The organism is Streptomyces sp. NPDC043952, from assembly GCF_056435325.1.
Map to the genome: position 1 here is coordinate 42,929 of NZ_JBWKES010000030.1, position 25,981 is coordinate 68,909.

The 25,981-nt window shown below is 71.0% G+C and carries 25 protein-coding genes and 1 riboswitch; of the genes, 13 read left to right on the top strand and 12 right to left on the bottom strand.

Annotated features, from left to right (window positions below):
* Positions 1 to 140: 140 nt before the first annotated feature.
* Entirely contained in the window at positions 141 to 941 is an 801-nt protein-coding gene (gene hisN / locus AC069R_RS26755; protein WP_478769349.1) for a histidinol-phosphatase, read from the bottom strand.
* 299 nt (positions 942 to 1,240) lie between these two features.
* On the opposite strand from hisN, the gene AC069R_RS26760 reads away from it, so the two are divergent.
* Entirely contained in the window at positions 1,241 to 1,834 is a 594-nt protein-coding gene (locus AC069R_RS26760; RefSeq protein ID WP_478769350.1) for a TetR/AcrR family transcriptional regulator, read from the top strand.
* A gap of 9 nt (positions 1,835 to 1,843) precedes the next feature.
* Here the strand turns inward: AC069R_RS26760 and AC069R_RS26765 are convergent, their stop codons facing one another.
* Positions 1,844 to 3,532: an ABC transporter family substrate-binding protein gene (locus tag AC069R_RS26765; protein ID WP_478769351.1), complete on the bottom strand. Its 1,689-nt coding sequence runs from the start codon at positions 3,530 to 3,532 to the stop codon at positions 1,844 to 1,846.
* Between the two features lie 133 nt (positions 3,533 to 3,665).
* On the opposite strand from AC069R_RS26765, the gene AC069R_RS26770 reads away from it, so the two are divergent.
* From AC069R_RS26770 to AC069R_RS26780, 3 genes are read left to right on the top strand one after another with little or no spacing between them, the layout of a single operon-like run.
* Complete coding sequence (locus AC069R_RS26770; protein WP_478769352.1) at positions 3,666 to 4,655, top strand: ABC transporter permease; 990 nt, start codon at positions 3,666 to 3,668, stop codon at positions 4,653 to 4,655.
* Positions 4,652 to 5,584: an ABC transporter permease gene (locus AC069R_RS26775; RefSeq protein ID WP_478769353.1), complete on the top strand. Its 933-nt coding sequence runs from the start codon at positions 4,652 to 4,654 to the stop codon at positions 5,582 to 5,584. The genes AC069R_RS26770 and AC069R_RS26775 overlap by 4 nt, the downstream gene beginning before the upstream one ends.
* A gap of 5 nt (positions 5,585 to 5,589) precedes the next feature.
* The gene (locus tag AC069R_RS26780) at positions 5,590 to 7,380 is read left to right on the top strand and encodes an ABC transporter ATP-binding protein (RefSeq protein WP_478769377.1); all 1,791 of its coding nucleotides are present in this window, start codon (positions 5,590 to 5,592) and stop codon (positions 7,378 to 7,380) included.
* A 105-nt stretch (positions 7,381 to 7,485) separates the two neighbouring features.
* Here AC069R_RS26780 and AC069R_RS26785 read toward each other — a convergent pair whose 3' ends face one another.
* The 4 genes from AC069R_RS26785 to AC069R_RS26800 form a co-directional block, all read right to left on the bottom strand.
* Positions 7,486 to 7,809, bottom strand: coding sequence for a DMT family transporter (locus AC069R_RS26785; RefSeq protein ID WP_478769354.1), 324 nt, complete (start codon positions 7,807 to 7,809; stop codon positions 7,486 to 7,488).
* A 97-nt stretch (positions 7,810 to 7,906) separates the two neighbouring features.
* On the bottom strand, positions 7,907 to 8,917 hold the full coding sequence (rsgA, locus tag AC069R_RS26790) for a ribosome small subunit-dependent GTPase A (protein WP_478769355.1): 1,011 nt from the start codon (positions 8,915 to 8,917) through the stop codon (positions 7,907 to 7,909).
* Positions 8,918 to 8,925: 8 nt separating this feature from the next.
* Complete coding sequence (gene aroA, locus AC069R_RS26795) at positions 8,926 to 10,242, bottom strand: 3-phosphoshikimate 1-carboxyvinyltransferase (RefSeq protein WP_478769356.1); 1,317 nt, start codon at positions 10,240 to 10,242, stop codon at positions 8,926 to 8,928.
* A 72-nt stretch (positions 10,243 to 10,314) separates the two neighbouring features.
* Positions 10,315 to 11,037: a M50 family metallopeptidase gene (locus AC069R_RS26800; protein WP_478769357.1), complete on the bottom strand. Its 723-nt coding sequence runs from the start codon at positions 11,035 to 11,037 to the stop codon at positions 10,315 to 10,317.
* A 50-nt stretch (positions 11,038 to 11,087) separates the two neighbouring features.
* Here AC069R_RS26800 and AC069R_RS26805 point away from each other — a divergent pair, with 50 nt between their 5' ends.
* The 8 genes from AC069R_RS26805 to AC069R_RS26840 all read left to right on the top strand — a co-directional run bounded on the left by AC069R_RS26805 (position 11,088) and on the right by AC069R_RS26840 (position 18,533).
* A complete protein-coding gene (locus AC069R_RS26805) occupies positions 11,088 to 11,903 on the top strand; it encodes an SOS response-associated peptidase (protein WP_478769358.1) in 816 nt (271 codons plus the stop codon).
* Position 11,904: 1 nt separating this feature from the next.
* Entirely contained in the window at positions 11,905 to 12,531 is a 627-nt protein-coding gene (locus AC069R_RS26810) for an alpha/beta hydrolase family protein (RefSeq protein ID WP_478769359.1), read from the top strand.
* A gap of 310 nt (positions 12,532 to 12,841) precedes the next feature.
* A complete protein-coding gene (gene sigR, locus AC069R_RS26815) occupies positions 12,842 to 13,537 on the top strand; it encodes an RNA polymerase sigma factor SigR (protein ID WP_397984112.1) in 696 nt (231 codons plus the stop codon).
* Positions 13,534 to 13,836, top strand: coding sequence for a mycothiol system anti-sigma-R factor (rsrA, locus tag AC069R_RS26820; protein ID WP_478769360.1), 303 nt, complete (start codon positions 13,534 to 13,536; stop codon positions 13,834 to 13,836). The genes sigR and rsrA overlap by 4 nt, the downstream gene beginning before the upstream one ends.
* A 216-nt stretch (positions 13,837 to 14,052) precedes the next feature.
* Positions 14,053 to 15,033: a tetratricopeptide repeat protein gene (locus AC069R_RS26825; RefSeq protein WP_397984110.1), complete on the top strand. Its 981-nt coding sequence runs from the start codon at positions 14,053 to 14,055 to the stop codon at positions 15,031 to 15,033.
* 73 nt (positions 15,034 to 15,106) lie between these two features.
* On the top strand, positions 15,107 to 15,757 hold the full coding sequence (gene def / locus AC069R_RS26830; RefSeq protein WP_478769361.1) for a peptide deformylase: 651 nt from the start codon (positions 15,107 to 15,109) through the stop codon (positions 15,755 to 15,757).
* 320 nt (positions 15,758 to 16,077) lie between these two features.
* On the top strand, positions 16,078 to 17,163 hold the full coding sequence (cyc1, locus tag AC069R_RS26835; protein ID WP_478769362.1) for an epi-isozizaene synthase: 1,086 nt from the start codon (positions 16,078 to 16,080) through the stop codon (positions 17,161 to 17,163).
* Positions 17,160 to 18,533 (top strand): bifunctional albaflavenone monooxygenase/terpene synthase, encoded by a 1,374-nt coding sequence (locus AC069R_RS26840; RefSeq protein WP_478769363.1) that lies wholly within the window; start codon positions 17,160 to 17,162, stop codon positions 18,531 to 18,533. Before cyc1 ends, AC069R_RS26840 begins: the two co-directional genes overlap by 4 nt.
* 33 nt (positions 18,534 to 18,566) lie before the next feature.
* Here AC069R_RS26840 and AC069R_RS26845 read toward each other — a convergent pair whose 3' ends face one another.
* On the bottom strand, positions 18,567 to 19,529 hold the full coding sequence (locus AC069R_RS26845; protein WP_478769364.1) for a GlxA family transcriptional regulator: 963 nt from the start codon (positions 19,527 to 19,529) through the stop codon (positions 18,567 to 18,569).
* 92 nt (positions 19,530 to 19,621) lie between these two features.
* Between AC069R_RS26845 and AC069R_RS26850 the strand changes: the two genes are divergently transcribed.
* Entirely contained in the window at positions 19,622 to 19,864 is a 243-nt protein-coding gene (locus tag AC069R_RS26850; protein ID WP_478769365.1) for a hypothetical protein, read from the top strand.
* Here AC069R_RS26850 and AC069R_RS26855 read toward each other — a convergent pair.
* From AC069R_RS26855 to AC069R_RS26875, 5 genes are all read right to left on the bottom strand, one after another.
* Positions 19,777 to 20,790: a ribonucleotide-diphosphate reductase subunit beta gene (locus AC069R_RS26855; RefSeq protein WP_478769366.1), complete on the bottom strand. Its 1,014-nt coding sequence runs from the start codon at positions 20,788 to 20,790 to the stop codon at positions 19,777 to 19,779. The two genes, AC069R_RS26850 and AC069R_RS26855, sit on opposite strands and share 88 nt — an antisense overlap.
* Entirely contained in the window at positions 20,790 to 23,147 is a 2,358-nt protein-coding gene (locus AC069R_RS26860) for a ribonucleoside-diphosphate reductase subunit alpha (RefSeq protein WP_478769367.1), read from the bottom strand. The genes AC069R_RS26855 and AC069R_RS26860 overlap by 1 nt, the downstream gene beginning before the upstream one ends.
* A gap of 124 nt (positions 23,148 to 23,271) precedes the next feature.
* Positions 23,272 to 23,406, bottom strand: a riboswitch (cobalamin riboswitch).
* Positions 23,407 to 23,449: 43 nt separating this feature from the next.
* On the bottom strand, positions 23,450 to 23,956 hold the full coding sequence (locus AC069R_RS26865; RefSeq protein ID WP_478769368.1) for a GNAT family N-acetyltransferase: 507 nt from the start codon (positions 23,954 to 23,956) through the stop codon (positions 23,450 to 23,452).
* A gap of 67 nt (positions 23,957 to 24,023) precedes the next feature.
* A complete protein-coding gene (gene mctP, locus AC069R_RS26870; protein ID WP_478769369.1) occupies positions 24,024 to 25,652 on the bottom strand; it encodes a monocarboxylate uptake permease MctP in 1,629 nt (542 codons plus the stop codon).
* Complete coding sequence (locus AC069R_RS26875; protein ID WP_478769370.1) at positions 25,649 to 25,912, bottom strand: DUF3311 domain-containing protein; 264 nt, start codon at positions 25,910 to 25,912, stop codon at positions 25,649 to 25,651. The genes mctP and AC069R_RS26875 overlap by 4 nt, the downstream gene beginning before the upstream one ends.
* Positions 25,913 to 25,981 lie beyond the last annotated feature (69 nt).

Sequence of the window (25,981 nt, forward strand, 5' to 3'; positions counted from 1 at the left end):
ACCTCCTGGGGGTCCGGGGGCCTTGTCCCCGGATTCACAAATTCACAAGTGGGGGTGGCTTCAGCGTCTCAGGTCAAGACCAGGGCAACAAGAGGGCGCGCGTGGCCCGCCGGGGGGCGTGCGCAAGCGCCCCGTGCGTCTCACTGGCGCCGGTTGAGATACCCCAGCAACTCGTCGTGCAGCAGTCCGTTGGACGCCGCCGCGTTGCCGCTGTGCGGTCCGGGGCGGCCGTCGAGACCGGTGAAGGTGCCGCCCGCCTCGGTGACGACGATCGCGGGGGCGGCCATGTCCCACAGCGACAGCTCCGGTTCCGCGCAGATGTCCACGGAGCCCTCGGCGACCATCATGTACGGCCAGAAATCGCCGTACGCGCGGGTGCGCCACACCTGGCGGGAGAGGTCGAGGAAGCCGTCGAGGCGGTCCTGCTCCTCCCAGCCGGACAGCGACGAGTAGGCGAAGGAGGCGTCCGCGAGGGTGCTGACGCCGGAGACGTGGAGCCGGCTCGCGGCGGTCAGATTGCGGCCGGTGAAGGCGCCGTGGCCCTTGGCGGCCCACCAGCGTCGGCCGAGGGCGGGGGCGGAGACCAGGCCCACGACGGGGTGGTGGCCCCCCTCGCCCGCCTCCATCAGCGCGATCAGCGTGGCCCACACCGGGACGCCGCGCACATAGTTCTTGGTGCCGTCGATCGGGTCGATCACCCAGCGGCGGGGGCCGGTGCCCTCGACGCCGTACTCCTCGCCGAGGACCGAGTCTCTGGGGCGGGCGCGCTGGAGCTGGCCGCGGATGAGTTCCTCGGCCGCCTTGTCCGCTTCGCTCACCGGCGTCATGTCCGGCTTCGTCTCCACCTTCAGGTCCAGGGCCTTGAAGCGGTCCATGGTGGCCGCGTCGGCCGCGTCGGCGAGGACGTGGGCGAGACGGAGGTCGTCGAGGTAGTCCGGCATGGACGTCACGCTATCGGCTGGCCGGGTACGGCAGCCACCGGGGGCGTGCGTGTGTCGGGCCCGTCGCCGCGGCGCCCCACGGGAGCGCGGGCGGCCGACGCACACGCGGGCGGCCAACCGCGCGCACGCGGGCGAGTACCGCACATCCGCACGCGGCCACCGCACAGCCGCACACCCGCACGCCTTCCGCGGCCTTCCACGGCTTTCCACGGCCTCTGCGCCCCGGCGAGCGACCCCTTGACATCATCCGAAAGTCCGTCAAATCTGGGCGGAACGCCGTCTTCCCCAGGGAGGCCACGATGGCTGCTGCCCGGGAATCCTTGCTGGACGCCGCCGCCGCGGCCCTGGCGCGCCGGCCGTGGCCGGCGGTGCGCATGGTGGATGTGGCCGCCGCGGCGGGTGTGTCCCGGCAGACCCTGTACAACGAGTTCGGCGGCAAGGACGGCCTCGCGCGGGCGCTGGTGCGGCGGGCCGCCGACGACTACCTCGCCGGTGTCGAGCGCGCCCTCGCCGGTGGCGGCGGCACCTGGGAGCGGCTCACCGCCACCGCCGAGTGGACGGCGACCGCGGCCCAGCGGGACGCGCTGGTACGGGCGTTGCTCACCGGCTGCTGGAGCGAACGGCTCCCCGCGCCGCCGCGCGGCTCCTCGCCGGTACCGGCACCGCGCCGCCCGGAGCAGCCGCTCCCCTCGCCCCCCGACCTGGTACGGATGGTCGGCGAGCGCGCCGTCACCGCGCTGTCCGGACCCGGCGCCGGCCCCGCCGCCACCGCCGAACTCGCCCGCGCCTGCGAACTGGCCGTCCGCCTCGCCCTGTCCTGCGTCCCGGTGCCGCCGGGGGAGGGCGGGGTCGCCGGACTGGTCCGGGCCCTCGCCGGCCGCCCGGCGCCCTGAGCTACGCCGTCACTTCTTCACCCAGCCCACCTTCGTGTAGTCGACGTCGGCGAGCCCCTCCGCCCCGAAGTTCGCCAGCCCCGAGCGCACGGCCAGGATCTCCGGGCGCTGGTACAGCTCGATGGAGTGGGCGAGGCGCCAGATCTCGGTGTCGGCCTGGTTGTACAGATCCGCGGCCTTCGCGTGATCGGTGGTTTCGCCGGCCTTCTTCAGCAGAGCGTCGATCTCCGGTGAGCCCACGGAGCCGAAGTTCTGGAAGAGGTTGCGCCCCTTGGGCTGGACGAACACCGGGGTGAGCATGGACGGGTAGACGGCGTCGACGTTCCGGAAGCTGGTGAGGTCGAAGTTGCCGCGGTTGACGAACTGGTTGAAGTAGTCGTTGGCCGGGACCTTCTTCAGCTCGACCTTGATCCCGACCTGCGCCAGCTGCTGCTGCACCAGCTGGGCCTGGTCGGTCTGGGCGGAGGTGCTGCCGGCGCTGAGGACGTAGTCGAGGGTGAGCTGCCTGCCGCCCTTGGTGCGCGGCTTGCCCGCGCCGGCGTCCTTCCAGCCCGCCGCGTCCAGCAGCTTCTTCGCCGCGGCCACGTCGTAGTCGGCGTACCCGCCCGAAGTGTCCTTGTAGCCCTTCTGGTTGGGCATGAAGAAGTGGTTGTCGAGCGGCTTGAGCTGGAAGGAGAGATCCTTGGCGAACGCCTCGTCGATGCCCTGGCGGTCCACGGCGTGCTGCACCGCCTGCCGAACCCGCAGGTCCTTCAGCGGGCCCCGGCCGCCGTTGAGCGTGATGTGCACCTCGTCCCAGCGCGCGCCCCGCCGGATGTCCGTGTCCGGCGCCTTGGCCAGCCGCTGGTAGTCCTCGGGCAGCAGCGCGCTGGTGTAGTCGATCTCCTTGTCGAGATAGGCGTCGGGGCGCGCGGAGGTGTCCAGGACGCGGTAGACGATCGAGTCCAGCTTGGGCTTGCGGCCCCACCACTTGGGGTCCGGTACGAGCGTGATCGTCTGCGCGGTCTTGTCGGTGCCGCCGATCTTGAAGGCGTTCCCGGAGACCGGCACCTTCTCCGCCCAGCTCTTGAGGAACTTGGCGGGGCTGTCGTAGTACCGCGCCGGGTACAGCGGGTCGAACAGCCGCTGCCAGTCGGCGTACGGCGTCTTGAAGGTCACCTTCACCGCGTGCGGCCCGGAGCCCTGCCCCACGTCGGCGATCTGGTCGTAGCCGCTGGGGTCGGCGGCCTCGTAGGCCGGGTCGGAGCCGTTCAGCGCCTGCCACTGGGCGCGGAAGTCGCGCCAGCTCAGCGGCTTGCCGTCGGACCACTTGGCCTTGGGGTTGAGGTCGTACTCGATCACCTGCGGGCTGGTGGAGACCACCTTCGCGGAGACCAGGAAGTCCGGGTTGGCGTGCGGGGTGCCCTGGGCGTCGGAGTCGAACAGGTCGGGCATCACGGTCTTGATGATCTCCTGGGCGTCGCCCTGCTGACCGTCGACGTCGTTGACGTTGTACTGCGTGATCCACTGGTCGATCGCCAACCGCAGCGTGCCGCCCTGGCGCAGGTCGGCGAGCGGGCGCGCGCCGATGTCCTGGCCGTCGACCCCGGGCGCCGCCTTCTTCGGCGTGCCGTCCTGGCCGGTGGAGCCGCAGCCGGTCACCAGGAGCGCGGTGGCCGCGGTGGCGGCGATCCAGGCTGCGGCGGATGTGGGGCGCATGTCGGTTTCCTTTGTGAGGTCGACAGGGGACGCGCCGAACGTAGAACGCCGCGGGTGGGGCGGGGGAGGCCTCCGAGGTTACTGACATGTTCTCTTCATAGTGCGGCAACAAGAGGACTGGACCATGTGAGACGTGCCCCTCTACCTGGCCAAACGTCTCGGCTACCACTCCGTCCTGCTGCTGGCCGCCGTGTGCCTGTCGTACCTGCTGGCCTCGCTGGCGCTCGATCCGCGCGCCTATTACGCGGGCCGGCAGCCGCCGCTGTCCCCGGCCGCGGTGGACCACCATCTGGCCGCGCTCGGCCTCGACGACCACCAGCCGCTGCGGCAGCGCTTCCTGCACTGGGCCGACCGCGCCTTCCTGCACGGCGACCTCGGCGAGACGATCGACGGCACCTCGGTCGACGCCGAGTTCGGGCGGCGGATCGGCGTCAGCCTGCGGCTGCTGGTCGCGGGCACCGTCGTCGGCACGGTGACCGGCGTCCTCGTCGGCGCGTGGACGGCCGTGCGGCAGTACCGGCTCAGCGACCGCGCGGTCACCGTCGTCTCCTTCGCGCTGCTGTCCACGCCGGTGTTCCTGCTGGCCGTCCTGCTGAAGACCGGCGCGCTCTGGTTCAACCGGAGCACGGGCACCGATCTCATCCAGTTCACCGGCGAGAAGAGCGCGGGGCTGGACGGCGGCTTCTGGACCGTCCTGGAGGACCGGTCGGTCCATCTGCTGCTGCCCACCGTTTCCGTCGCCCTGTTCGCCATCGCGGGCTACAGCCGCTACCAGCGCAGCACCATGCTCGACGTGCTCGGCTCCGACTATCTGCGCACCGCCCGCGCCAAGGGGCTCGGCCGGCGGGCCGTGCTGCTGCGGCACGGGCTGCGCACCGCGCTCATCCCCATGTCCACGTACTTCTCCTACGGCTTCCTCGCCCTGTTCACCGGCGCCACCTTCACCGAGACGATCTTCGGCTGGCACGGCATGGGGGAGTGGTTCATCGACTCCATCGGCAAGGACGACGTGAACTCGGTCGTCGCCGTCAACGTCTTCGCCGCCGTCATCGTGCTGCTCTCCGGCTTCCTCGCCGATCTGCTGCACGCGGCGCTCGACCCGCGCGTGCGGCAGGCGTCATGACGGCGCTCACCGAGATCCCCGAGACTCCCGAGACCCCCGAGGTCACCGGCGCCCCCGCGCCGGCCGCCGCCGCGCCGAGCGGGCGGGCCGCGCTCGTCCTGCGCCGCTTCCTGCGCGACCGGTCCGCGCTCGCCGGGGCCGTCGTCCTGGTGCTGCTCTTTCTGCTCGCCTTCGCCGGGCCCTATCTGACCCCGTGGTCGTACGATCACATCGACTATGGCGCGCTGCGGGCCGCGCCCGGTCCCGCGCACTGGTGGGGCACCAACCGCATCGGCCAGGACGTCTTCGCGCAGACCGTCCGCGGGCTCCAGAAGTCCCTGATCATCGGCCTGCTGGTGGCGGTGCTCGCCACCGGTCTCGCCTCGCTCGTGGGGGCCTGCGCGGGTTACTTCGGCGGCTGGACCGACCGGGTGCTGATGTTCCTGGTCGATCTGCTGCTGGTCTTCCCGTCCTTCCTGATCATCGCGATCGTCTCGCCACGGCTGCGGTCCGGCGGCTGGGTGGCGTTCGTCGGACTGCTCGCGGTCTTCGCCTGGATGATCACCGCGCGGGTCGTCCGGTCCATGACCCGCTCCCTGAAGGAGCAGCCCTTCGTGCGCGCCGCCCGGTACATGGGCGTCGGCCCCTTCCGCGTCATCTGGCGGCATGTGCTGCCCAATGTCGCCTCCTTCCTCATCATCGACGCGACCATCCAGGTCGGCGGCGCGGTGATGAGCGAGACCGCGCTGTCCTACTTCGGCTTCGGGGTGCAGCCGCCCGATGTGTCGCTGGGCACGCTGATCGCCGACGGCACCGGCGCGGCGATCACCTATCCGTGGATGTTCTTCTTCGCCGCCGGGCTGCTCGTCGTGTTCGTGCTCGCGGTCAATCTGGTCGGCGACGGGCTGCGGGACGCCCTCGACCCGACGTCGAAGGGAGGCCGGCGGTGAGCGCGCTGCTGGAAGTGCGGGGCCTGGAGGTCGCGTTCGACGGCGTACCGGCCGTACGGGACGTGAGCCTCACCCTGGAGCGCGGCGAAGTCCTCGGCCTGGTCGGCGAGTCGGGCTCCGGGAAGTCCGCGACCGCGCTCGCCGTGCTGGGACTGCTGCCCGGCAACGCGAAGGCACGGGGTTCGGTACGGCTCGACGGCACCGAGCTGCTCGGCGCGAGCGAACGGGAGTTGGCCCGCGTGCGGGGCGGCCGTGTCGCGATGGTCTTCCAGGACCCGCTGTCCGCGTTCACGCCGGTGTACCGGATCGGCGACCAGATCGCGGAGGCGGTACGGGCCCACCGGGACGTGTCGCGGGAGCGGGCGCGGGAGCGGGCCGTCGAGCTGCTCGGCCTCGTCGGCATCCCCGAACCCGCCCTGCGCGCACGGGCGTTCCCGCACGAGTTCTCCGGCGGCATGCGCCAGCGGGCCATGATCGCCATGGCGATGGCGAACGACCCGGACGTGATCCTCGCCGACGAGCCCACCACCGCGCTCGACGTCACCATCCAGGCGCAGATCCTCGATGTGCTGCGCACCGCGCGCGAGGCGACCGGGGCGGCGCTGCTCCTCGTCAGCCACGACCTCGGCGTGATCGCCGGGATGGCGGACCGGGTGGCGGTCATGCGGGCCGGCCGGGTGGTCGAACAGGGCGGGGTGCGGGAGGTGTTCGAGAGTCCGCGGGAGCCGTACACCCGGCAGCTGCTCGCGGCGGTCCCGCGCATCGACGCCCCCCTCGACCCCCAACCGATCGACGGGGAGCCGGTGTTGAAGGTGCGCGGCCTGACCCGCACCTTCCCCGTGCGCACCGGCACGGCCCTCAGGCGCCGTACCGGCACGGTGTACGCGGTCGACGGGGTGGACCTCGACATCCGGCGCGGCGAGACGCTGGCGCTGGTCGGCGAGTCCGGGTCCGGCAAGTCGACCACGCTGTTCGAACTGCTCGAACTCGCGGCGCCGCAAGGCGGTTCGGTGGAGCTGTTCGGGCAGCGGCTGGGCGCGCTCACCAAGGCGGAGACGAAGGCGCTGCGGCGGCGCGTCCAGATCGTCTTCCAGGACCCGATGGCCTCCCTGGACCCGCGGATGCCGGTCGGCGACATCATCGCCGAGCCGCTGCGCACACAGGGCGCGGAGCGGGCGGTGATCTCCCGGCGGGTGCCCGAACTGCTGGGCCGGGTCGGTCTCGAACCGGCCCACGCCGACCGCTTCCCGCACGAGTTCTCCGGTGGCCAGCGCCAGCGGATCGCCATCGCCCGCGCGCTGTCCGTCTCGCCGGAACTCCTGGTCCTGGACGAACCCGTCTCCGCGCTCGACGTCTCCGTCCAGGCGGAGATCCTCGACCTGCTGCGGGAACTCAAGCGGGAGCTGGGCCTCGCCTACCTCTTCGTCTCCCATGACCTCGCGGTCGTCCGCGCCATCGCCGACCGGGTGAGCGTGGTGTACCTGGGCCGCACGGTCGAGTCAGGACCGATCTCCGAGGTCTTCGCCCGCCCCCGCCACCCCTACACGCAGGCCCTGCTGTCGGCCGTCCCCGTCCCGGACCCGGTCCGCGAACGCGCACGCCGGCGCGCCCGCATCCTCCTCCTCGGCGACCCCCCGAGCCCGACCCGGCGGTACGACGGCTGCCGCTTCCGCCCCCGCTGCCCGCTGTACGCCGAACTGCCGCCGGACGACCAGAAGCGCTGCGCCCACGAGGCACCGGAATTCACCGGCGACGGCGCCGCCTGCCACTTCCCGAGAGAACGAGCGGTGCTGTAACGCGCCCCCGAAGGGGCGCGGGGAACCGCGCGACCAACCACACCGCACCCGCACCCGAGAACGGACGACGCACCCGGCAACCCACCGCCGAGCCCAGCGGGGGCGTTACCGGGCCGAACCCGACAGCTGCAACCCGATGATCCCCACGATCACGAAGCTGATCGACACGATCTTCAGGGTGGACACCACATCCCCCAGGAAGATCATGCCGTAGATCGCCGTGCCGGTCGCGCCGATGCCCGTCCAGACGGCGTACGCGGGGCCGACGTCGAGCTTGCGCAGCGAGAGGGTCAGCAGGCCGAAGCTGCCGAGGGCGAAGGAGGCGAAGGCGATGGTCGGCCACAGGCGGGTGAAGCCATGGGAGAGCTTGAGGCACACGGCGAAGCCGGTCTCCAGCACTCCGGCCACGATGACCAGCAGCCACGCCATGCGCCGTCCTCTCGTCGATCCGGATCTCCGGCCCGGTGCGATTATGCACTTGCCACACCGCCGTCCGGGCAAACAACGCGAAGACCGGCCCTGATCCTCAATCGCCTTCCGTGCGCTCCCGCGTCGCCAGCAGCCGGCGCAGCGAGTACAGCCGCGCCGGGTCCGCGTGCCCCGCCGCCACCCACGCGTCCAGCGCGCAGTCCGGCTCGTCGTGGCTGCACGCGCGCGGGCAGTCCGCCGTGCCGGGCTCCAGGTCGGGGAAGGCGTGGATGACTCGGGACGGATCGACATGCGCCAGGCCGAAGGACCGTACGCCCGGAGTGTCGATCACCCAGCCGCCGTCGCCCGCCAGCGGCAGCGCAAGCGCCGAGGTGGTGGTGTGCCGGCCGCGGCCCGTCACCGCGTTGACATGTCCCGTCGTACGCCGCCGCTCCCGCGGCACCAGCGCGTTCACCAGCGTCGTCTTGCCGACGCCGGAGTGCCCCACGAACGCGGTGATCCGCCCGTCCAGCAGCTCGCGCACCCGGTCCGCCGCGTCCCCGTTCTCCAGTTCCGCGCGGCTGGTGACCACATACGGGATGTCCAGGTGGCCGTACAGCTCCAGGAGTTCGTCCGGCGGGGCCAGGTCCGACTTGGTCATCACCAGCAGGGGTTCCAGCCCGCCGTCGAACGCCGCGACCAGGCAGCGGTCGATCAGCCGGGGACGCGGCTCGGGATCGGCGAGGGCCGTGACGATCGCCAGCTGATCGGCGTTGGCGACCACCACCCGCTCGTACGGATCGTCGTCGTCCGCCGTGCGCCGCAGCACCGACGTGCGCTCCTGGATGCGGACGATCCGCGCGAGCGTGTCCTTCTTGCCGGACAGATCGCCGACCAGCATCACCCGGTCCCCGACCACCGCCGCCTTGCGGCCCAGCTCCCGCGCCTTCATCGCCATCACCACCCGGTCCTCGACCAGGCAGGTCAGCCGCCCCCGGTCCACGGTCAGGACCAGCCCCTCGGCCGCGTCCTCGTGCTTGGGCCGGATGTTCGTCCGCGGCCGGTTGCCCTTGCGGTTGGGGCGGGAGCGGATGTCGTCCTCGTCGGTGTGCTTGCCGTAGCGGCGCATGGCGTTCCCTACTGCCCGAGCATCCCGGTCCACAGCTCGGGGAAGTCCGGCAGGGTCTTGGCCGTCGTCCCGATGTTCTCGATGCGTACGCCCTCGACCGCCAGGCCGATGATCGCGCCGGCGGTGGCCATGCGGTGGTCCTCGTAGGTGTGGAAGGTGCCGCCGTGCAGGGTGCGCGGGCGGATGTGCAGACCGTCGGCCGTCTCCGTGACATCGCCGCCGAGCTCGTTGATCTCCTTGGTGAGCGCGGCCAGCCGGTCCGTCTCGTGCAGCCGCAGATGGGCCACGCCGCGCAGCGTCGAGGGGGAGTCGGCGAGCGCGGCGACGGCCGCGATGCCGGGGGTCAGCTCGCCGACGTCGCCCAGGTCCACGTCGATGCCGTGCAGGGCGCCGGAACCGGTGAACACCAGCCCGAAATCGGTGAGTTCGCAGGTGCCGCCCATCTCGGTGAAGATCTCCCGCAGCCGGTCACCCGGCTGAGTGGTGCGCTCCGGCCAGTCCGGGATCAGCACCTTGCCGCCGGTCACCAGGGCCGCCGCCAGGAACGGCTGCGCGTTGGACAGGTCCGGCTCGATCGTCAGGTCCCGGCCGAGCAGCGCGCCCGGCGTCACCCGCCACACGTTCGGCTCGCCGCCCGACTCCGGGGTGTCCACCTGGGCGCCGACCGCGCGCAGCATCTCCACCGTCATCCGGATGTGCGGCAGCGAGGGCAGGCTCGCACCGGTGTGCCGGACCTCGACGCCCTGGTTGAAGCGGGGGCCCGAGAGCAGCAGCGCGGAGACGAACTGCGAGGAGGACGACGCGTCGATCGACACCGGGCCGCCGTCCAGCGCCCCGCCGCCGTGCACGGTCAGCGGCAGCGCGCCCCGGCCGTCGTCGTCGATCCGCGCGCCGAGCTGCCGCAGCGCGTCGATCACACCGTGCAGCGGACGCTCGTACGACCGCGGGTCGCCGTCGAACCGGATCGGGCCGTCGGCCAGCGCGGCCACCGGCGGCAGGAAGCGCATCACGGTGCCCGCGTTGCCGACGTCCACCGTGGCCGGGCCGTGCAGGCCGGTCGGCAGCACCCGCCAGGCCTCGCCGGTGCCGTCGGGGCCGACCCCCTCCTCGATCTCCACGCCCATCGCGCGCAGCGCACCGGCCATCAGCAGGGTGTCGCGGGAGCGCAGCGGGCGGCGCAGCCAGCCGGGCTCGGAGGCGAGGGCGGCCAGCACCAGGGCGCGGTTGGTGACCGACTTGGACCCCGGCACATGGACGGTGGCGTCGACGGCTTTGCTCGCGTGCGGAGCGGGCCAGAGGGCGGAGGGGGCGGTGTTCGGGGCCATGGGGCCCACTTTATAAGGAGGGCGGCAGCCGAACCTTCCGGCAACGGGCCCGCCGTCCGGGACGAACGGCCCTCAGACCTCCAGCAGCCACCGCCCGCCGCCGATCAGCGAGCACAGCGACACGGCGTGGAACAGGAACAGCCACAGGGCCGCCGGGACATGCGTCAGCCGGGACAGCTGGTCCGCGTCCGAGTCCCCGGCCTCGCCCCGCCGCCGCTTGCGCTGCAGCTCGAACGGCGGCCGTACGCCGCCGAGCAGCAGGAACCACACCACCGCGTACGCGAACGCCGCCTGCACCTGCGGCCCCGCGAGCCACGACACCAGCAGGAACGCCCCGCCCGCGAGCACCACGGTGAGCACGCCGTACGCGTTGCGGATCATCACCAGCATCACCGCCAGCAGGGCGGTGGCCGCCCACAGCAGCAGCGTGATGCGGCCCGCGGCGAGCAGGGCGGCGCCGCCGAGGCCGAGCAGCGAGGGCGCGGTGTAGCCCGCGGCGGCGGTGAGGATCATGCCGAGCCCGTACGGCCTGCCCCGGCTCACCGTCAGCCCGCTGGTGTCGGAGTGCAGCCGGATGCCGGTGAGCTGCCGGCCGGTGAGCAGGGCGATCAGCCCGTGGCCGCCCTCGTGCGCGATGGTGACCGCGTTGCGCGACACCCGCCACAGCGGATGCGGTACGACCACCACCAGCGCGGCGGCCAGAGTGGCGAGCACCACCCACAGGTCAGGGTCGGGCTGGATACCGGTGAGCCGGTCCCAGAGGCCGGACGGCGCGAGGGCGGCGAGGCTGTTCATGTGTCCGAGTGGCTCCCTGGTGGCGGGCGGAGTCTGGCAGTGTGGCACGTATGTGCGGACGGTATGCAGCCAGTCGTAGGCCCGAGGACCTCGCCCGGACGTTCGGGATCGAGAAGTGGGAGCCCGAGGAGACCCTGGAGCCGGACTACAACGTGGCCCCCACCAAAGAGGTCCACGCCGTGCTCGACCGTCCCTTGAAAGACGCGGACTCGCCGCGTCCGGTTCGCCAGCTGCGGACGCTCAAGTGGGGGCTGGTGCCGTCCTGGTCGAAGACCCCCGAGGGCGGCGCCCGGATGATCAACGCACGCGCGGAGACCGTGCACGAGAAGCCGTCCTACCGCCGCGCCTTCGCCGCCCGCCGCTGCATCCTGCCCGCCGACGGCTACTACGAGTGGGTGACCGGCAGGCAGGAGCGCGAGCTGGAGGTCGAGGGCAGGAAGAAGCGGCCCCGCAAGCAGCCGTACTTCGTGCTGCCCGCCGACGGCTCCGTGTTCGCGATGGCCGGCCTGTACGAGTTCTGGCGCGACCGCACCCTGCCCGACGACCACCCGCAGGCCTGGTGGGTCACCTGCTCGGTGATCACCACGGAGGCCGAGCGGACCCCGCTGGCCGCCGCCCCCGCCGAGGGACCGCGCTCGCTCGCCGACATCCACCCCCGGATGCCGCTGATGCTCACCCCGGACCGCTGGGACGCCTGGCTCGACCCCGCCCGCACCGACCCGGAGGAACTGCGCGCCCTGCTCGCCCCGCCCCCGCCCGGACTGATGCGCGCCTATCCGGTCGCCACCGCCGTCAGCAACGTCCGCAACAACGGACCGGAGCTGCTGAAGGAGCTGGAAGCCCCCGAAGAGGGCACACTCTTCTAGCGTGATCGAGATTGTCGAGACCGACGCCGGAACCGCCCGCATCACCTGGCACCGGGCCGCCGACCCGCGGGCCGTCCTCGCGCTGAGCCACGGCGCGGGCGGCGGCATCGAGGCGCGCGACCTGACGGCGCTCGCCGGGGCCCTGCCCGGACACGGGGTGAGCGTGGCCCTCGTCGAGCAGCCCTGGCGGGTCGCCGGCCGGAAGGTGGCGCCCGCCCCGAAGACGCTGGACACCGGCTGGCGTGGGCTGTGGCCCGCGCTGGCCGGCATGGAGCTGCCGGTGATCGCCGGTGGCCGCAGCGCCGGCGCCCGCGTCGCCTGCCGCACCGCCGCCGAACTGGGCGCCCGCGCCGTCCTCGCCCTCGGCTTCCCGCTGCACCCGCCGGGCAAGCCGGAGAAGTCCCGCGCCGGGGAACTGCTGGGCACGGGCGTGCCCACCCTCGTCGTCCAGGGCGGCAACGACCCCTTCGGCAAGCCGGCCGAGTTCCCCGAGGGCGGCTACCGGCTGGTCGAGGTGCCGGACGCCGATCACGGCTTCGCCGTCCCCAAGCGCGCGGCAACCAGCCAGGAACGGGCCCTGGAGATCGTCACCGACGCCGTCGTGGAGTGGACCGCGTCACTGGCGTGACCCGCGGGAATGCCGCGCGTCGGGGCGCTGTTGTGCCGCACAGAAGTGCTGAGGCCTCGGCACCGACGTCGTGGGAAGGGAAGTCCGCCGCATGGGTCCGACCGTATGCCCGCCCGCCGCCCACCACCGCCCTTGCGAGGACGCGCTGGACGCGGCACCTTTTGATTCCCGCCAGAACAGCTCTGAGCTGGCCTGGACGGTGTTCCACGCGCCCAAGGCCGCCACAATTCGAGGGGCGGCGGGCACGGGTCGTGTTCTATCCTCCGAATCGAGTGGGACCACTCCCGGTCCCGCCCGGAATCTTGAGGAGGTGGGTCCGGTCACAGGGACCGACGCGGGGACCGACAACGGCCAGGCGGAGCAGCCCGAGGGCCGGGGCACCAGTGCGGAGGCGTCCGCCGAGTCGTCCGCGGAGCGCAGCGCGCGCTTCGAGCGGGACGCACTCGAGTTCCTCGACCAGATGTACTCGGCCGCCCTGCGCATGACGCGCAATCCGGCCGACGCCGAGGACCTCGTGCAGGAGACGTACGCCAAGGCCTACGCCTCCTTCCACCAGTTCCGCGAGGGCACCAACCTCAAGGCGTGGCTGTACCGGATCCTCACCAACACCTTCATCAACTCCTACCGCAAGAAGCAGCGTGAGCCCCAGCGCTCCGCCGCGGAGGAGATCGAGGACTGGCAGCTCGCCCGTGCCGAGTCGCACATGTCGACGGGGCTGCGCTCCGCCGAGTCGCAGGCGCTCGACCATCTGCCCGACTCGGACGTGAAGGAAGCGCTCCAGGCGATCCCCGAGGAGTTCCGCATCGCCGTGTATCTCGCGGATGTGGAGGGGTTTGCCTACAAGGAGATCGCGGACATCATGGGGACACCCATCGGAACGGTGATGTCCCGGCTGCACCGGGGCCGCCGGCAACTGCGCGGCATGCTGGAGGACTACGCCCGTGAGCGCGGGCTGGTCCCGGCGGGCGCCGGAGAGTCGGACGAAGCGAAAGGCTCGGGCTCATGAGCTGCGGAGATCCGCACGAGACGGACTGCGGTGAGGTCCTGGACCATCTGTACGAGTTCCTCGACAGCGAGATGCCGGACGTCGACCGCGACAAGTTCCGGCACCACTTCGAGGAGTGCTCGCCGTGCCTGGAGAAGTACGGCCTGGAAGAGGCCGTGAAGAAGCTGGTCAAGCGGTGCTGCGGCCATGACGACGTGCCCGCCGACCTGCGCGCCAAGGTCATGGGGCGGCTCGAACTCATCCGCTCCGGACAGCCCGCGCCCGACCACGACATCACCACCACGGCCCGGGACAACTGAGCCCGCGCGCCGCCCGCGCCCCGCACCTTCCCGTCGCGCCCCCGGATCAGCCCCCGGTACCGGCGAGACGTACGGCACTGTCTGATCCCGCCCGCATCCGGGTAACCCATGGGTAATGAGCGCCGTTCCCACCGCACGTGGTTGGATGCGAGGGAGAGGGCGCCTGGGGGCACAAGCCAGCCCACTGTGCGGAACTGGAACTGGCAGGCGGGAATCGTGAGGATCTTCGGCAAGGGACGGCACCGGCCCTCCGCCTCCTGGCGGCAGGCCACCGACCGCGCGTTCACGCTCATCGGCGACGGCCGGTACGAGGACGCGGGCGAACTGCTGACCCGCGCCGCCGACCTGGAACCCTGGCTGTCCGAGTCCTGGTTCAACCTCGCGCTGCTGCACAAGTTCCGGCACGACTGGGAGCAGGCCCGCGCCGCCGGGCTGCGCGCCGTCGCCCTGCTCGACCGCGAGAGCGGCGCCCCCGACTGGTGGAACGTGGGCATCGCCGCGACCGCCCTCCAGGACTGGCCGCTGGCCCGCCGTGCCTGGCAGGCGTACGGCCTGAAGGTGCCGGGCGGCGCGACCGCCGCCGGGGAACCGCTCGGCATGGAGCTGGGCAGCGCGGCCGTACGGCTCTCCCCGGAGGGCGAGGCCGAGGTGGTGTGGGGCCGCAGGCTGGACCCCGCGCGGATCGAGGTGCTCTCCATCCCGCTGCCCTCCTCGGGGCGGCGCTGGGGCGAGGTCGTCCTGCACGACGGCGTCCCGCACGGGGAGCGCACCACCTCCGCGGGGCACAGCTACCCCGTCTTCGACGAGATCGAGCTGTGGGCGCCCTCGCCCGTGCCCACCTGGGTGGTCCTCCTGGAGGCGGCCACCGAGGCGGACCGGGACGCGCTGGAGCAGCTGGCCGCGGACGCCGGGTTCGCCGCGGAGGACTGGTCGTCCTCGGTGCGGCTGCTGTGCCGGATGTGCAGCGAGTCCCGGATGCCGTCCGACGAGGGCGACGGGGAGCACCTGGACCCCCACGACCACAGCGAACCCGGCCACCCCGGCCCCCTGGGCCACCGCACGGACGGCCAGCTGTGGGTGCCGGAGCGGGAGTGCGGGGTGGCCGCGCCGCCTTCGCTGGTCCGGGGGCTGCTGGACGGATGGGTCGCCGACAGCCCGGATTCGCGGGACTGGCGGGACTTGGAAGAGGTTTGCTGAGCAGCGGGTGACCGGCCACCTTTAGGCTGTACACGCAGAATTTTCCAGGCTTGCAGGAAGGCGTACGTCGGTCATGGCGCAGCAGGACACCGATCAGCAGCACGCGGGCGTGCTCCCCGTCGACGACGAGGGCTATGTCGTGGACACGGAGGACTGCGAGGGGCGCGAGAAGGCCTGGCGGGAGAGCGGCACCTCGCGGCCGATCACGGTCGTCGGCAACCCGGCGCTGCACAAGGAGTGCAAGGACGTCACCGAGTTCGGCGAGGAGCTGCGGCAGCTGGTCGCCGACATGTTCGCCAGCCAGCGCACCGCCGAGGGCGTGGGCCTGGCCGCCAACCAGATCGGCGTCGACCTGAAGGTCTTCGTCTACGACTGCCAGGACGACGAGGGCGTCCGGCACGTGGGCGTGGTGTGCAACCCGAAGCTGGTCGAGCTGCCCGCCGAGCGGCGCCGGCTCGACGACAACAACGAGGGCTGCCTGTCGGTGCCCGGCGCCTACGCCGAGCTGCCGCGTCCCGACTTCGCCGAGGTGACCGGTCAGGACGAGCAGGGCAACCCGATCAAGGTCCGCGGCACCGGATACTTCGCACGGTGTTTGCAGCACGAGACGGACCACCTCTACGGCTACCTCTACATCGACCGGCTCTCCAAGCGCGACCGCAAGGACGCGCTGCGGCAGATGGCCGAGAACGAGCCGCGCTACCCCGTGGTCGCCAACGACTAGGCTCCGTCGGGCCGTTGGGCGCCCGGCCGGGGCCACTCCCGGCCGGGCGCCCTTCTTCTTGCCCTTCTCCGTCCTCTCCCGTTCCCTCCCGTCCTCTTCTTCGCTCATCAGTACGTCGTACAAATGGTCGCTTCTGCGATGCCGGTGATCATTAATCAGTCACAGGAGGGGGGAATCTCGGCACCATGGGGTAGTGAGTGGCGCAAATCCGTTCCCACGGCGGTCAGTTGTAGTGCTGAATAGGAAGTGCGGGACAGGTAACGAGGCGCACCGGCCCCACCCGAGCGGGTGCGATCCGGCGGCTGAGAGGGGTTTGTTCTGTGCAAGCTTTCCCACACAGCACCACAGAGACGACGACGGCGGTCGTGGTACCACCCTCACTGGCACTCCCGGTGATCGAGTCCGGCTTTCCCCGGCGACTGCACCCGTATTGGCCGCGGCTCCAGGAGAAGACCCGGCTGTGGCTGCTGGAAAAGCGGCTGATGCCCGAAGACAAGGTGCGCGAGTTCGCGGACGATCTGCGCTACACCGACCTGATGGCGGGCTACTACACGGACGCCCCGGACGACGTGCTCCAGGCCATAGCGGACTACAGCGCCTGGTTCTTCGTCTGGGACGACCGGCACGACCGCGACATCGTGCACGGGCGCGCGGGCGACTGGCGGCGGCTGCGCCACCGGCTGCACACGGCACTCGACGCGCCCCGGCACCATCTGCACCACCCGGACCCGCTGGTCGCGGGGTTCGCCGACAGCGTGCTGCGGCTCTACGGCTTCCTGCCGGTCACCTGGAACCAGCGCTTCGCCCGGCATTTCCACACGGTCATCGAGGCATACGACCGTGAATACCGCAATCGCACCCAGGGGTATGTGCCCGGCGTCGAGGAGTATCTCGCCCTGCGCCGGCTGACCTTCGCGCACTGGATCTGGACGGACCTCCTCGAACCCAGTGCCGGATGCGAACTCCCCGACGCCATAAGAAAGCACCCCTCCTATCGCCGGGCGGCATTGCTCAGTCAGGAATTCGCCGCCTGGTACAACGATCTGTGCTCCCTCCCGAAGGAAATCGCGGGCGACGAGGTCCACAATCTCGGAATCAGTCTCATCACCCATGAGGGACTGACTCTCGAAGAGGCGGTGGACGACCTCAGGCGGCGCGTCGAGACATGCGTCGGTGAATTCCTGGAAGCCGAACGCGAGGCACTCCGGTTCGCGGATGCACTTGCCGACGGCACGGTCCACGGAAAGGAACTGAGCGCCGCCGTACGCACCTGCGTCGGCAATATGCGCAACTGGTTCAGCGCGGTCTACTGGTTCCACCACGAGTCCGGCCGGTACATGGTGGACAGCTGGGCCGACCGCTCCACACCCCCGTACGTCACCAACGAAGCGGCAGGTGAGAAATGACCGTAGAGTCCGTGCAGCCCGAGACCTCCGCAGTCCGACCGGAGCTGCGGGAACCACCCCTGGCCGGCGGCGCCGTCCCGGTCTTCGGGCACGGCCTCCAACTGGTGCGCGACCCGCTGGACTTCATGTCCTCGCTGCGCGCCCACGGCGACATCGTGCGCCTGAGGCTCGGCCCGAAGACCGTGTACGCCGTCACCACCCCGGAGCTGACGGGCGCGCTCGCCCTCAGCCCCGACTTCAAGATCGACGGCCCGGTGTGGGAGTCGCTGGAGGGCCTGCTCGGCAAGGAGGGCGTGGCCACCGCCAACGGCCCCCGCCACCGCCGCCAGCGCCGCACCATCCAGCCCGCGTTCCGGATGGACGCCATACCCAACTACGGCCCGGTCATGGAGGAGGAGGCGCACGCGCTGACCGAGCGCTGGCGCCCCGGCGAGCCCATCGACTGCACCTCGGAGTCCTTCCGGGTCGCCGTGCGGATGGCCGCCCGCTGCCTGCTGCGCGGCGAGTTCATGGACGAGCGCGCCGAGCGGCTGAGCACCGACCTCGCCACCGTCTTCCGCGGTATGTACCGCAGGATGGTGGTGCCGCTGGGCCCCCTGTACAAGCTGCCGTTTCCGGCCAACCGCGAATTCAACCGGGCACTGGCCGATTTGCATCTGCTCGTGGACGAGATCGTCGCCGAGCGGAGGGCATCTGGTCAAAAGCCGGACGATTTGCTGACGGCATTGCTGGAGGCGAAGGACGACAATGGTGAGCCCATCGGGGAACAGGAGATCCACGACCAGGTCGTCGCGATAATCACCCCCGGCGCCGAAACGATCGCGTCCACGATCATGTGGTTGCTCCAGGCGCTCGCACAGCACCCGGAGCACGCCGAGAAGGTGCGCGCCGAGGTCGAATCCGTGACCGGCGGTCAGCCCGTCGGATTCGAGCACGTCCGCTCCCTCAGGCACACCAACAATGTGATCCTGGAGGCCATCCGGCTGCGCCCCGCCGTATGGATTCTGACGCGCCGGGCGACCGCCGACACCGTGCTCGGGGAATATCGCATTCCGGCCGGGGCGGACATCATCTACAGCCCGTACGCCATTCAGCGCGACGCCCGCTCCTACGACCGCCACCTCGACTTCGACCCGGACCGCTGGCTTCCGGAGCGGGCCAAGGAGGTCCCGAAGTACGCCATGAGCCCCTTCAGCGTCGGCAACCGCAAGTGCCCCAGCGACCACTTCTCCATGGCCCAGCTGAGCCTGATCACCGCGGCGATCACGGCGAAGTACCGCTTCGAACCCGCCGACGGCAACGACGACAGCGTCCGGGTGGGCATCACGCTGCGCCCGGACAACCTGCGGCTGCGCCCGCTGCCCTGGTGAGACACCGGGAGTGATGCCGCTACCGGCGCGCGTTCAGGCGGCCTGCGGGCCCCGGAACGCGCGCCGGTAGGCGTTCGGCGTGGTGCCGAGCGCCCGCACGAACTGGTGGCGCAGCGCGGCCGCCGTACCGAACCCGGTGCGGGCGGCGATCGCCTCCACCGTCTCGTCCGTGCCCTCCAGCAACTCCTGGGCGCGCAGCACCCGTTGGCGCAGGATCCAGCGGTACGGCGTGGTCCCCGTCTCCTGCTGGAAGCGGCGGGCGAAGGTGCGCGGCGCCATATGGGCGCGGGCGGCGAGCTGTTCGACGGTCACCTCCAGATCGAGGTGCTCCTCCATCCACACCAGGACCTCGCCGACGGTGTCGCAGGGCGCCTTGGGCAGCGGCCGCTCGATGTACTGGGCCTGGCCGCCGTCCCGGTGCGGGGGCACCACCATCCGGCGGGCGATCTTGTTGGCGACCTCGGGCCCCTGCTCCTTGCGCACCAGATGCAGACAGGCGTCGATGCCGGCCGCGGTGCCGGCGGAGGTGATCACCGGGTCCTCGTCCACATAGAGCACGTCCGGCTCGACGGCGAGCCGGGGATAGCGCCGGGCCAGCTGCTCGGCATGGTGCCAGTGCACCGCGCACCGGCGCCCGTCCAGCAGTCCCGCGGCGGCCAGCACGAACACCCCGGAGCAGACGCTGAGCACCCGGCTGCCCCGCCCGACGGCCCGCCGCAGCGCCGCCAGCAGCTCGGGCGGGTACTCCCGGTCCACATAGCTCTCACCGGCCGGTACGGCGATCAGATCGGCCTCTTCCAGCCGTTCCAGGCCGTGCGGTGTGGACACGGTGAACCCGCAGTGGGTGCCGAGGTCGGGCCCCTCGGCCGAGACCACGGCGAAGTCGTACACCGGCAGTCCCTCGTCGCTGCGGTCGATGCCGAACACCTCGCAGACGACGCCCAGCTCGAAGGGATGCACTCCGTTCAGCAGCACGGCGGCCACGTTTTTGAGCATGCTCCCAGTGTGCCGCAGGGCTGGCAGTAATTCGAGGGTGCACGGCAGTCCTGCCACTCCCGGTCAGCAGTGTCCGGCAGGACAGTAGTGGCATGACCGGAAACCAGATCCAAGGCCTGATCGGCATGACCGCGACCCTCGGGATCCTCGTCCTCCTGGTCCTTCCCTCGGTGCTCGGCATCCTGCGCGAGCGGCGCATCGACCGGCAGATCAGGAAGGCCCAGGAGGCCCGTGAGGAGAAGGAGGCTCAGAAGTCCTCGTCCAGGTCGACGGTGCCCTCCACCGCCACCTGGTACGCCGACGGGCGGCGCTCGAAGAAGTTGGTCAGCTCCTGAACCCCCTGGAGCTCCATGAAGGAGAAGGGGTTCTCCGAGCCGTAGACCGGCGCGAAGCCCAGCCGGGTCAGGCGCTGGTCGGCCACGCACTCCAGGTACTGCCGCATGGAGTCCGTGTTCATGCCCGGAAGGCCGTCACCGCACAGGTCGCGCGCGAACTGAAGCTCGGCCTCGACGGCCTCCCGCAGCATGTCGGTGACCTCCTGCCGGAGCTGCTCGTCGAACAGCTCCGGCTCCTCCTTGCGCACGGTGTCGACCACGTCGAAGGCGAAGGACATGTGCATCGTCTCGTCGCGGAACACCCAGTTGGTGCCGGTGGCCAGGCCGTGCAGCAGACCCCGGCTGCGGAACCAGTAGACGTACGCGAAGGCGCCGTAGAAGAACAGGCCCTCGATGCACGCGGCGAAGCAGATCAGGTTCAGCAGGAAGCGCCGGCGGTCCGACCGCGTCTCCAGCCGGTCGATCGTGTCCACCGAGTCGATCCACTTGAAGCAGAACTCGGCCTTCTCGCGGATCGAGGGGATGTTCTCGACCGCCGCGAACGCCGCCGCGCGGTCCTCCGGGTCGGGCAGGTAGGTGTCCAGCAGCGTCAGATAGAACTGGACGTGCACCGCCTCCTCGAACAGCTGACGGCTCAGATACAGCCGCGCCTCGGGGGAGTTGATGTGCTTGTACAGCGTCAGCACCAGGTTGTTGGCGACGATCGAGTCACCCGTCGCGAAGAACGCGACCAGGCGGCCGATCAGGTGCTGCTCGGCCGGGCTGAGCTTCGCGAGGTCGGCGACGTCCGAGTGGAGGTCCACCTCCTCCACGGTCCAGGTGTTCTTGATGGCGTCCCGGTAGCGCTCGTAGAAGTCCGGGTAGCGCATGGGGCGGAGAGTCAGCTCGAAGCCGGGATCGAGGAGGTTCTGGTTTCGGTTGGACATCACTGGCAGGCCTCGCAGGACTCGGGGTTTTCCAGGGAGCAGGCGACGGCGTCGGGGTCGGCGGCCTGCTGGACGGGGATGGTCTTCTGCGCCTGGGCGGCACGGGCGATCCGGGTCGCCGGGCGCGAGCGCAGGTAGTACGTCGTCTTCAGCCCGGACTTCCAGGCATACGCGTACATCGAGGAGAGCTTGCCGATCGTCGGCGTCTCCATGAACAGGTTCAGGGACTGCGCCTGGTCGAGGAACGGGGTGCGCGCCGCCGCCATGTCGATCAGACCGCGCTGCGGGATCTCCCACGCCGTGCGGTACAGCGCCCGCACCTCCTCGGGGATCCACGCGAAGCCCTGCACCGAGCCGTTGGACTCGCGCAGCGCCTCGCGGGTGCGCGCGTCCCAGACGCCCAGCTCCTTCAGGTCCTGCACCAGGTACGAGTTGACCTGGAGGAACTCACCGGACAGCGTCTCGCGCTTGAACAGGTTGGACACCTGCGGCTCGATGCACTCGTAGACGCCCGCGATGGAGGCGATGGTGGCCGTCGGCGCGATGGCCAGCAGCAGCGAGTTGCGCAGGCCCACCCGCGCGATCCGGGTCCGCAGCGCCGCCCAGCGCTCGGGCCACGTCTCCTGGACGCCGTAGTGGTCGGGGTGCAGCACACCGCGCGCGGTACGGGTCTGCTCCCAGGCCGGCAGCGGGCCGCTGCGCTCGGCGAGGTCGGCGGAGGCCTCGTACGCGGCGAGCATGATCCGCTCGGCGATCCGGGTGGACAGCGCCTTCGCCTCGGGCGAGTCGAAGGGCAGCCGCAGCTTGAAGAAGACGTCCTGGAGGCCCATCGCGCCGAGGCCCACCGGGCGCCACCTGGCGTTGGAGCGGCCCGCCTGCTCGGTCGGGTAGAAGTTGATGTCCACCACGCGGTCGAGGAAGGTGACGGCCGTGCGGACGGTCTCGTCGAGCCGCTCCCAGTCGATGTCCCCGTCGGCCACGAACGCGCCGAGGTTGACGGAGCCCAGGTTGCAGACCGCCGTCTCGCCGTCGCTGGTGACCTCCAGGATCTCCGTGCAGAGGTTGGAGGAGTGGATGACCTGGCCCGGCTCGGCGGTCTGGTTGGCGGTGCGGTTGGCGGCGTCCTTGAACGTCATCCAGCCCTGGCCGGTCTGCGCGAGGGTGCGCATCATGCGGCCGTACAGCTCACGGGCCGGCATGGTCTTCTTCGCCAGGCCCTTGCGCTCCGCCGCGCGGTAGGCGGCGTCGAACTCCGCGCCGTACAGGTCCACCAGCTCGGGCACGTCCGCCGGGGAGAACAGCGACCACTGCTCGTCGGCGTTGACCCGGCGCATGAACTCGTCCGGCACCCAGTGCGCCAGGTTCAGGTTGTGCGTACGGCGGGCGTCCTCACCGGTGTTGTCCCGCAGCTCCAGGAACTCCTCGATGTCGGAGTGCCAGGTCTCCAGGTACACCGCCGCCGCGCCCTTGCGCCGGCCGCCCTGGTTCACCGCGGCCACCGAGGCGTCCAGGGTCTTCAGGAACGGCACGATGCCGTTGGAGTGCCCGTTGGTGCCGCGGATCAGCGAACCGCGGGCGCGGATACGGGAGTACGACAGACCGATGCCGCCCGCGTGCTTGGAGAGCCGGGCGACCTGGTGGTAGCGGTCGTAGATGGAGTCCAGCTCGTCCAGCGGGGAGTCGAGGAGGTAGCAGGACGACATCTGGGGGTGCCGGGTGCCGGAGTTGAACAGCGTGGGGGAGGAGGGCAGGTAGTCGAGCCGGCTCATCAGCCGGTAGAGCGCGGCCACTTCGTCCACGGAGCGTGCCGAGTCGTCCTCGGCGAGGCCGGCGGCGACGCGGAGCATGAAGTGCTGGGGGGTCTCGATGACCTGGCGGGTGATCGGGTGGCGCAGCAGGTAGCGGCTGTGCAGGGTGCGCAGGCCGAAGTAGCCGAAGCGGTCGTCGGCGGCCCGGTCGACGAGCTGGTCCAGCCGGGCGGCGTGCAGGCGCACGAACTCGGCGGTCCGGTCGGCGATGAGCCCCTCGCGGTGCCCGACGGCGACCGACTCGGTGAACGACGTCACGCCCTGCGAGGCGGCCTCGGCGCGGATGGCGAGGGTCAGCAGCCGGGCGGCGAGCCGCGAGTACGCGGGGTCCTCGGAGATCAGGCCGGCCGCGGCCTCGGTCGCGAGTTCGCGCAGCTCCGCCTCGTCGGCGTGGGCCGAGCGGCCGCGCAGCGCGGCGGCCGCGACCCGGCCGGGATCGGCGTCGGGGAGGTCCCCGGTCAGCTCGGTCAGGGTCCGCAGCAGTGCGGCACCGGGACCGTCGTTCTCCAGGCCCTGGGCTGAAGCCGGTTCGGCTGGCGCGATGGTCACGTGGGGCTCTCCCTCGCTCGGCACGGGGCCTGGCGGAGGGCAGGGGGCAGCCACGAGCGCACACGGCGTCGCGTCCACCGGCCCACTCCACGAGGCCCGGACGTCTCAGAGCACCCGGACCGGTGGGCCGGGTGCGCTGCCGGCAGGTCCTCGGACTGACTCCTGTGCGCGGATGCGCACAAGTACACCGTTGCGGGACAGTTCCGGATTCGCACCGGATTCCCCTGCGACGACAGCGACCATGAGCATACATCTAGTGCCGGGTCGTCGTGCCACCCCCAGATGTTGTGTCGTCGCCGATCTCAGAGCGTCAACTGGTAGGTGAGCAGAGTGAGGTCCGTCAGCTCCGGGAGGGGCTGCCAGTCCCGCTCGGGCGTGCGTATGAAGCCCAGCCGCTCGTAGATGCGGTGGGCGCCGCGCATGGTCGGCTGCGTGGAGAGCACGATCGCGCGGCAGCCCCCGACGGCGCGCGCCCGCTCGGCGCAGGCCCGCACCAGCGCCTCGCCGGCCCCCCGGCCGCGGGCCGCCTTGTCCACCGCCAGCATGCGGATCTCGGCCTCGCCGGGGCGGGCGATGTCGGCCATGGGGCCGGGGGACGGCACGAAGGTGACCCCGCCGAGGAGGGCGTCGCCCCGGACGGCCACGAGGACGGTGGCCGCGGCCGCTCTCTTGGCCACGTTCCTGAGCTCGTGGAGGTAAGGGTCGTCGGCGCCGAAGTCCAGGAGGCCGTCGTCCAGATAGGCGTCGGCGGTGATCGCCCCGAGGGCGTCGTACTCGGTCGGGTCGGCGGTACGGATCAGGATGTCCATGCCGGTGAGTGTGGACGACAACGGGCCACCGGGACACATGATTTCCGGTGGCCCGCCGCGGGGTGCTCTAGTGCGCGCTGCCCGCCGTCGCCGGCGGCAGTTCCACCTGGACGCCCGGATCGCCCGCGTCCGCCGTGTAGTCCTCGGGACGGGTCTCGTCGACGCCCTCGGGGGCCTTCACGGCCTTCAGGACGACGGTCAGCACCACCGTGACGAGGACGTTGAGCACGAACGCCGTCATGCCGATGTAGCCGATCTGGCCGATGCCCGGAATGTCGTCGGCGGAGCCGCCGAAGTGCTTCTGGGTCGGCGAGGCGACACCGTACGCGGCGAGGGTGCCGTAGACCATGCCGACCGCCCAGCCCGCGAGCAGCGCCCAGCGGTGGAACCAGCGGGTGAACAGGCCGCCGACCAGGGCCGGGAAGGTCTGCAGGATCCAGATGCCGCCGAGCAGCTGGAAGTTGATGGCGACCGTCTTGTCCATGCCGAGCACGAAGACCAGCGCGCCGACCTTCACCAGCAGCGACACGAACTTGGAGACCTGCGCCTCCTGCTTCGGCGTGGCGTCCGGCTTGATGAAGTCCTTGTAGATGTTGCGGGTGAACAGGTTCGCCGCCGCGATCGACATGATCGCCGCCGGCACCAGCGCGCCGATGCCGATCGCCGCGAACGCCACGCCGGTGAACCAGTCCGGGAACATGTCCTCGAACAGCTGCGGGATCGCCAGCTGCCCGTTGGTGACCTTCACCCCGGCCGCGATCGCCATGAAGCCCAGCAGCGCCAGCAGGCCGAGCATCAGGGAGTACAGCGGCAGGATCGTGGTGTTGCGGCGGATCACGTTGCGGCTCTTGGAGGAGAGCGTCGCGGTGATCGAGTGCGGGTACATGAACAGCGCGAGCGCGGAACCGAGCGCCAGCGTGGCGTACGTCCACTGCCCGGCGGGCGGCGGCGCGAGCGCCCCGCGCGGCTTGCCGGTGGCCGGGTTGACCTGGCTGAACGCGTGGGCCGCCTTGGCGAAGACGTCGTCGAATCCGCCCAGTTTGATCGGGATGTAGATGATCGCCACACCGATCACGATGTAGATCAGCGCGTCCTTGACGAACGCGATCAGCGCGGGCGCCCGCAGCCCCGAGGAGTACGTGTACGCCGCGAGCACCGCGAACGCGATCAGCAGCGGCAGGTCCCTCACGAACGCGTTGGTGTCGTCGCCGCCGCCGACGCCCATCACGTCCAGCACCGCCTGGATGCCGACGAGCTGGAGCGCGATGTACGGCATCGTCGCCAGGATGCCGGTCACCGCCACCGCGAGCGACAGCCCCTTCGAGCCGAACCGGCCGCGCACGAAGTCGGAGGTGGTGACGTACCCGTGGCGGTGCGAGACCGACCACAGCCGCGGCAGGAAGGTGAAGATCAGCGGGTACACCAGGATCGTGTACGGCACCGCGAAGAAGCCGGACGCGCCCGCCGCGTAGACCGCCGCCGGTACGGCCACGAAGGTGTACGCCGTGTACAGGTCGCCGCCGAGCAGGAACCAGGTGATCCAGGTGCCGAACGACCGTCCGCCGAGGCCCCATTCGTCCAGCGTGTGCTCGTTCTCGGCGCGGCGCCAGCGCGCGGCGAGGAAGCCCAGGACCGTGACGGCCAGGAAGAAGAAGATGAAGACGCCGAGCGCGACGCCGTTGACTCCGGTCTTCACTTCGCGGCACCCCCCTGCGCGGCACGGCGGGAGCGCTGGTCGTGCTGCCAGAGCTTGTACGCGAGCATGGTGAGGGCGGTGGAGATCAGCACCCAGGCCATCTGGTACCAGTAGAAGAACGGGACCCCGATGAACGCCGGGTCCGTCTTCGCGTACGAGCCGACCCACAGCATCGCCACGAACGGCGCGACCAGACAGATGCCGATGACCACGCGCAGCGGTGTCACCACCGGTGGTCTCACTTCGGGCGTTTCAGACATGCTGCGGCTCCGTCCCCTCGTAGATCACCTGTGTAATGAGCAGGCAATCTAGGTGACGGTGTCGCGGCA

What these genes read in the sequence shown, in the direction of transcription:
- hisN (WP_478769349.1), bottom strand. Translation starts at nt 941, where the DNA reads ATGCCGGACTACCTCGACGACCTCCGTCTCGCCCACGTCCTCGCCGAC.
- AC069R_RS26760 (WP_478769350.1), top strand. Translation starts at nt 1,241, where the DNA reads ATGGCTGCTGCCCGGGAATCCTTGCTGGACGCCGCCGCCGCGGCCCTG.
- AC069R_RS26765 (WP_478769351.1), bottom strand. Translation starts at nt 3,532, where the DNA reads ATGCGCCCCACATCCGCCGCAGCCTGGATCGCCGCCACCGCGGCCACC.
- AC069R_RS26775 (WP_478769353.1), top strand. Translation starts at nt 4,652, where the DNA reads ATGACGGCGCTCACCGAGATCCCCGAGACTCCCGAGACCCCCGAGGTC.
- AC069R_RS26785 (WP_478769354.1), bottom strand. Translation starts at nt 7,809, where the DNA reads ATGGCGTGGCTGCTGGTCATCGTGGCCGGAGTGCTGGAGACCGGCTTC.
- rsgA (WP_478769355.1), bottom strand. Translation starts at nt 8,917, where the DNA reads ATGCGCCGCTACGGCAAGCACACCGACGAGGACGACATCCGCTCCCGC.
- aroA (WP_478769356.1), bottom strand. Translation starts at nt 10,242, where the DNA reads ATGGCCCCGAACACCGCCCCCTCCGCCCTCTGGCCCGCTCCGCACGCG.
- AC069R_RS26800 (WP_478769357.1), bottom strand. Translation starts at nt 11,037, where the DNA reads ATGAACAGCCTCGCCGCCCTCGCGCCGTCCGGCCTCTGGGACCGGCTC.
- AC069R_RS26805 (WP_478769358.1), top strand. Translation starts at nt 11,088, where the DNA reads ATGTGCGGACGGTATGCAGCCAGTCGTAGGCCCGAGGACCTCGCCCGG.
- rsrA (WP_478769360.1), top strand. Translation starts at nt 13,534, where the DNA reads ATGAGCTGCGGAGATCCGCACGAGACGGACTGCGGTGAGGTCCTGGAC.
- def (WP_478769361.1), top strand. Translation starts at nt 15,107, where the DNA reads ATGGCGCAGCAGGACACCGATCAGCAGCACGCGGGCGTGCTCCCCGTC.
- AC069R_RS26840 (WP_478769363.1), top strand. Translation starts at nt 17,160, where the DNA reads ATGACCGTAGAGTCCGTGCAGCCCGAGACCTCCGCAGTCCGACCGGAG.
- AC069R_RS26845 (WP_478769364.1), bottom strand. Translation starts at nt 19,529, where the DNA reads ATGCTCAAAAACGTGGCCGCCGTGCTGCTGAACGGAGTGCATCCCTTC.
- AC069R_RS26850 (WP_478769365.1), top strand. Translation starts at nt 19,622, where the DNA reads ATGACCGGAAACCAGATCCAAGGCCTGATCGGCATGACCGCGACCCTC.
- AC069R_RS26855 (WP_478769366.1), bottom strand. Translation starts at nt 20,790, where the DNA reads ATGTCCAACCGAAACCAGAACCTCCTCGATCCCGGCTTCGAGCTGACT.
- AC069R_RS26865 (WP_478769368.1), bottom strand. Translation starts at nt 23,956, where the DNA reads ATGGACATCCTGATCCGTACCGCCGACCCGACCGAGTACGACGCCCTC.
- AC069R_RS26875 (WP_478769370.1), bottom strand. Translation starts at nt 25,912, where the DNA reads ATGTCTGAAACGCCCGAAGTGAGACCACCGGTGGTGACACCGCTGCGC.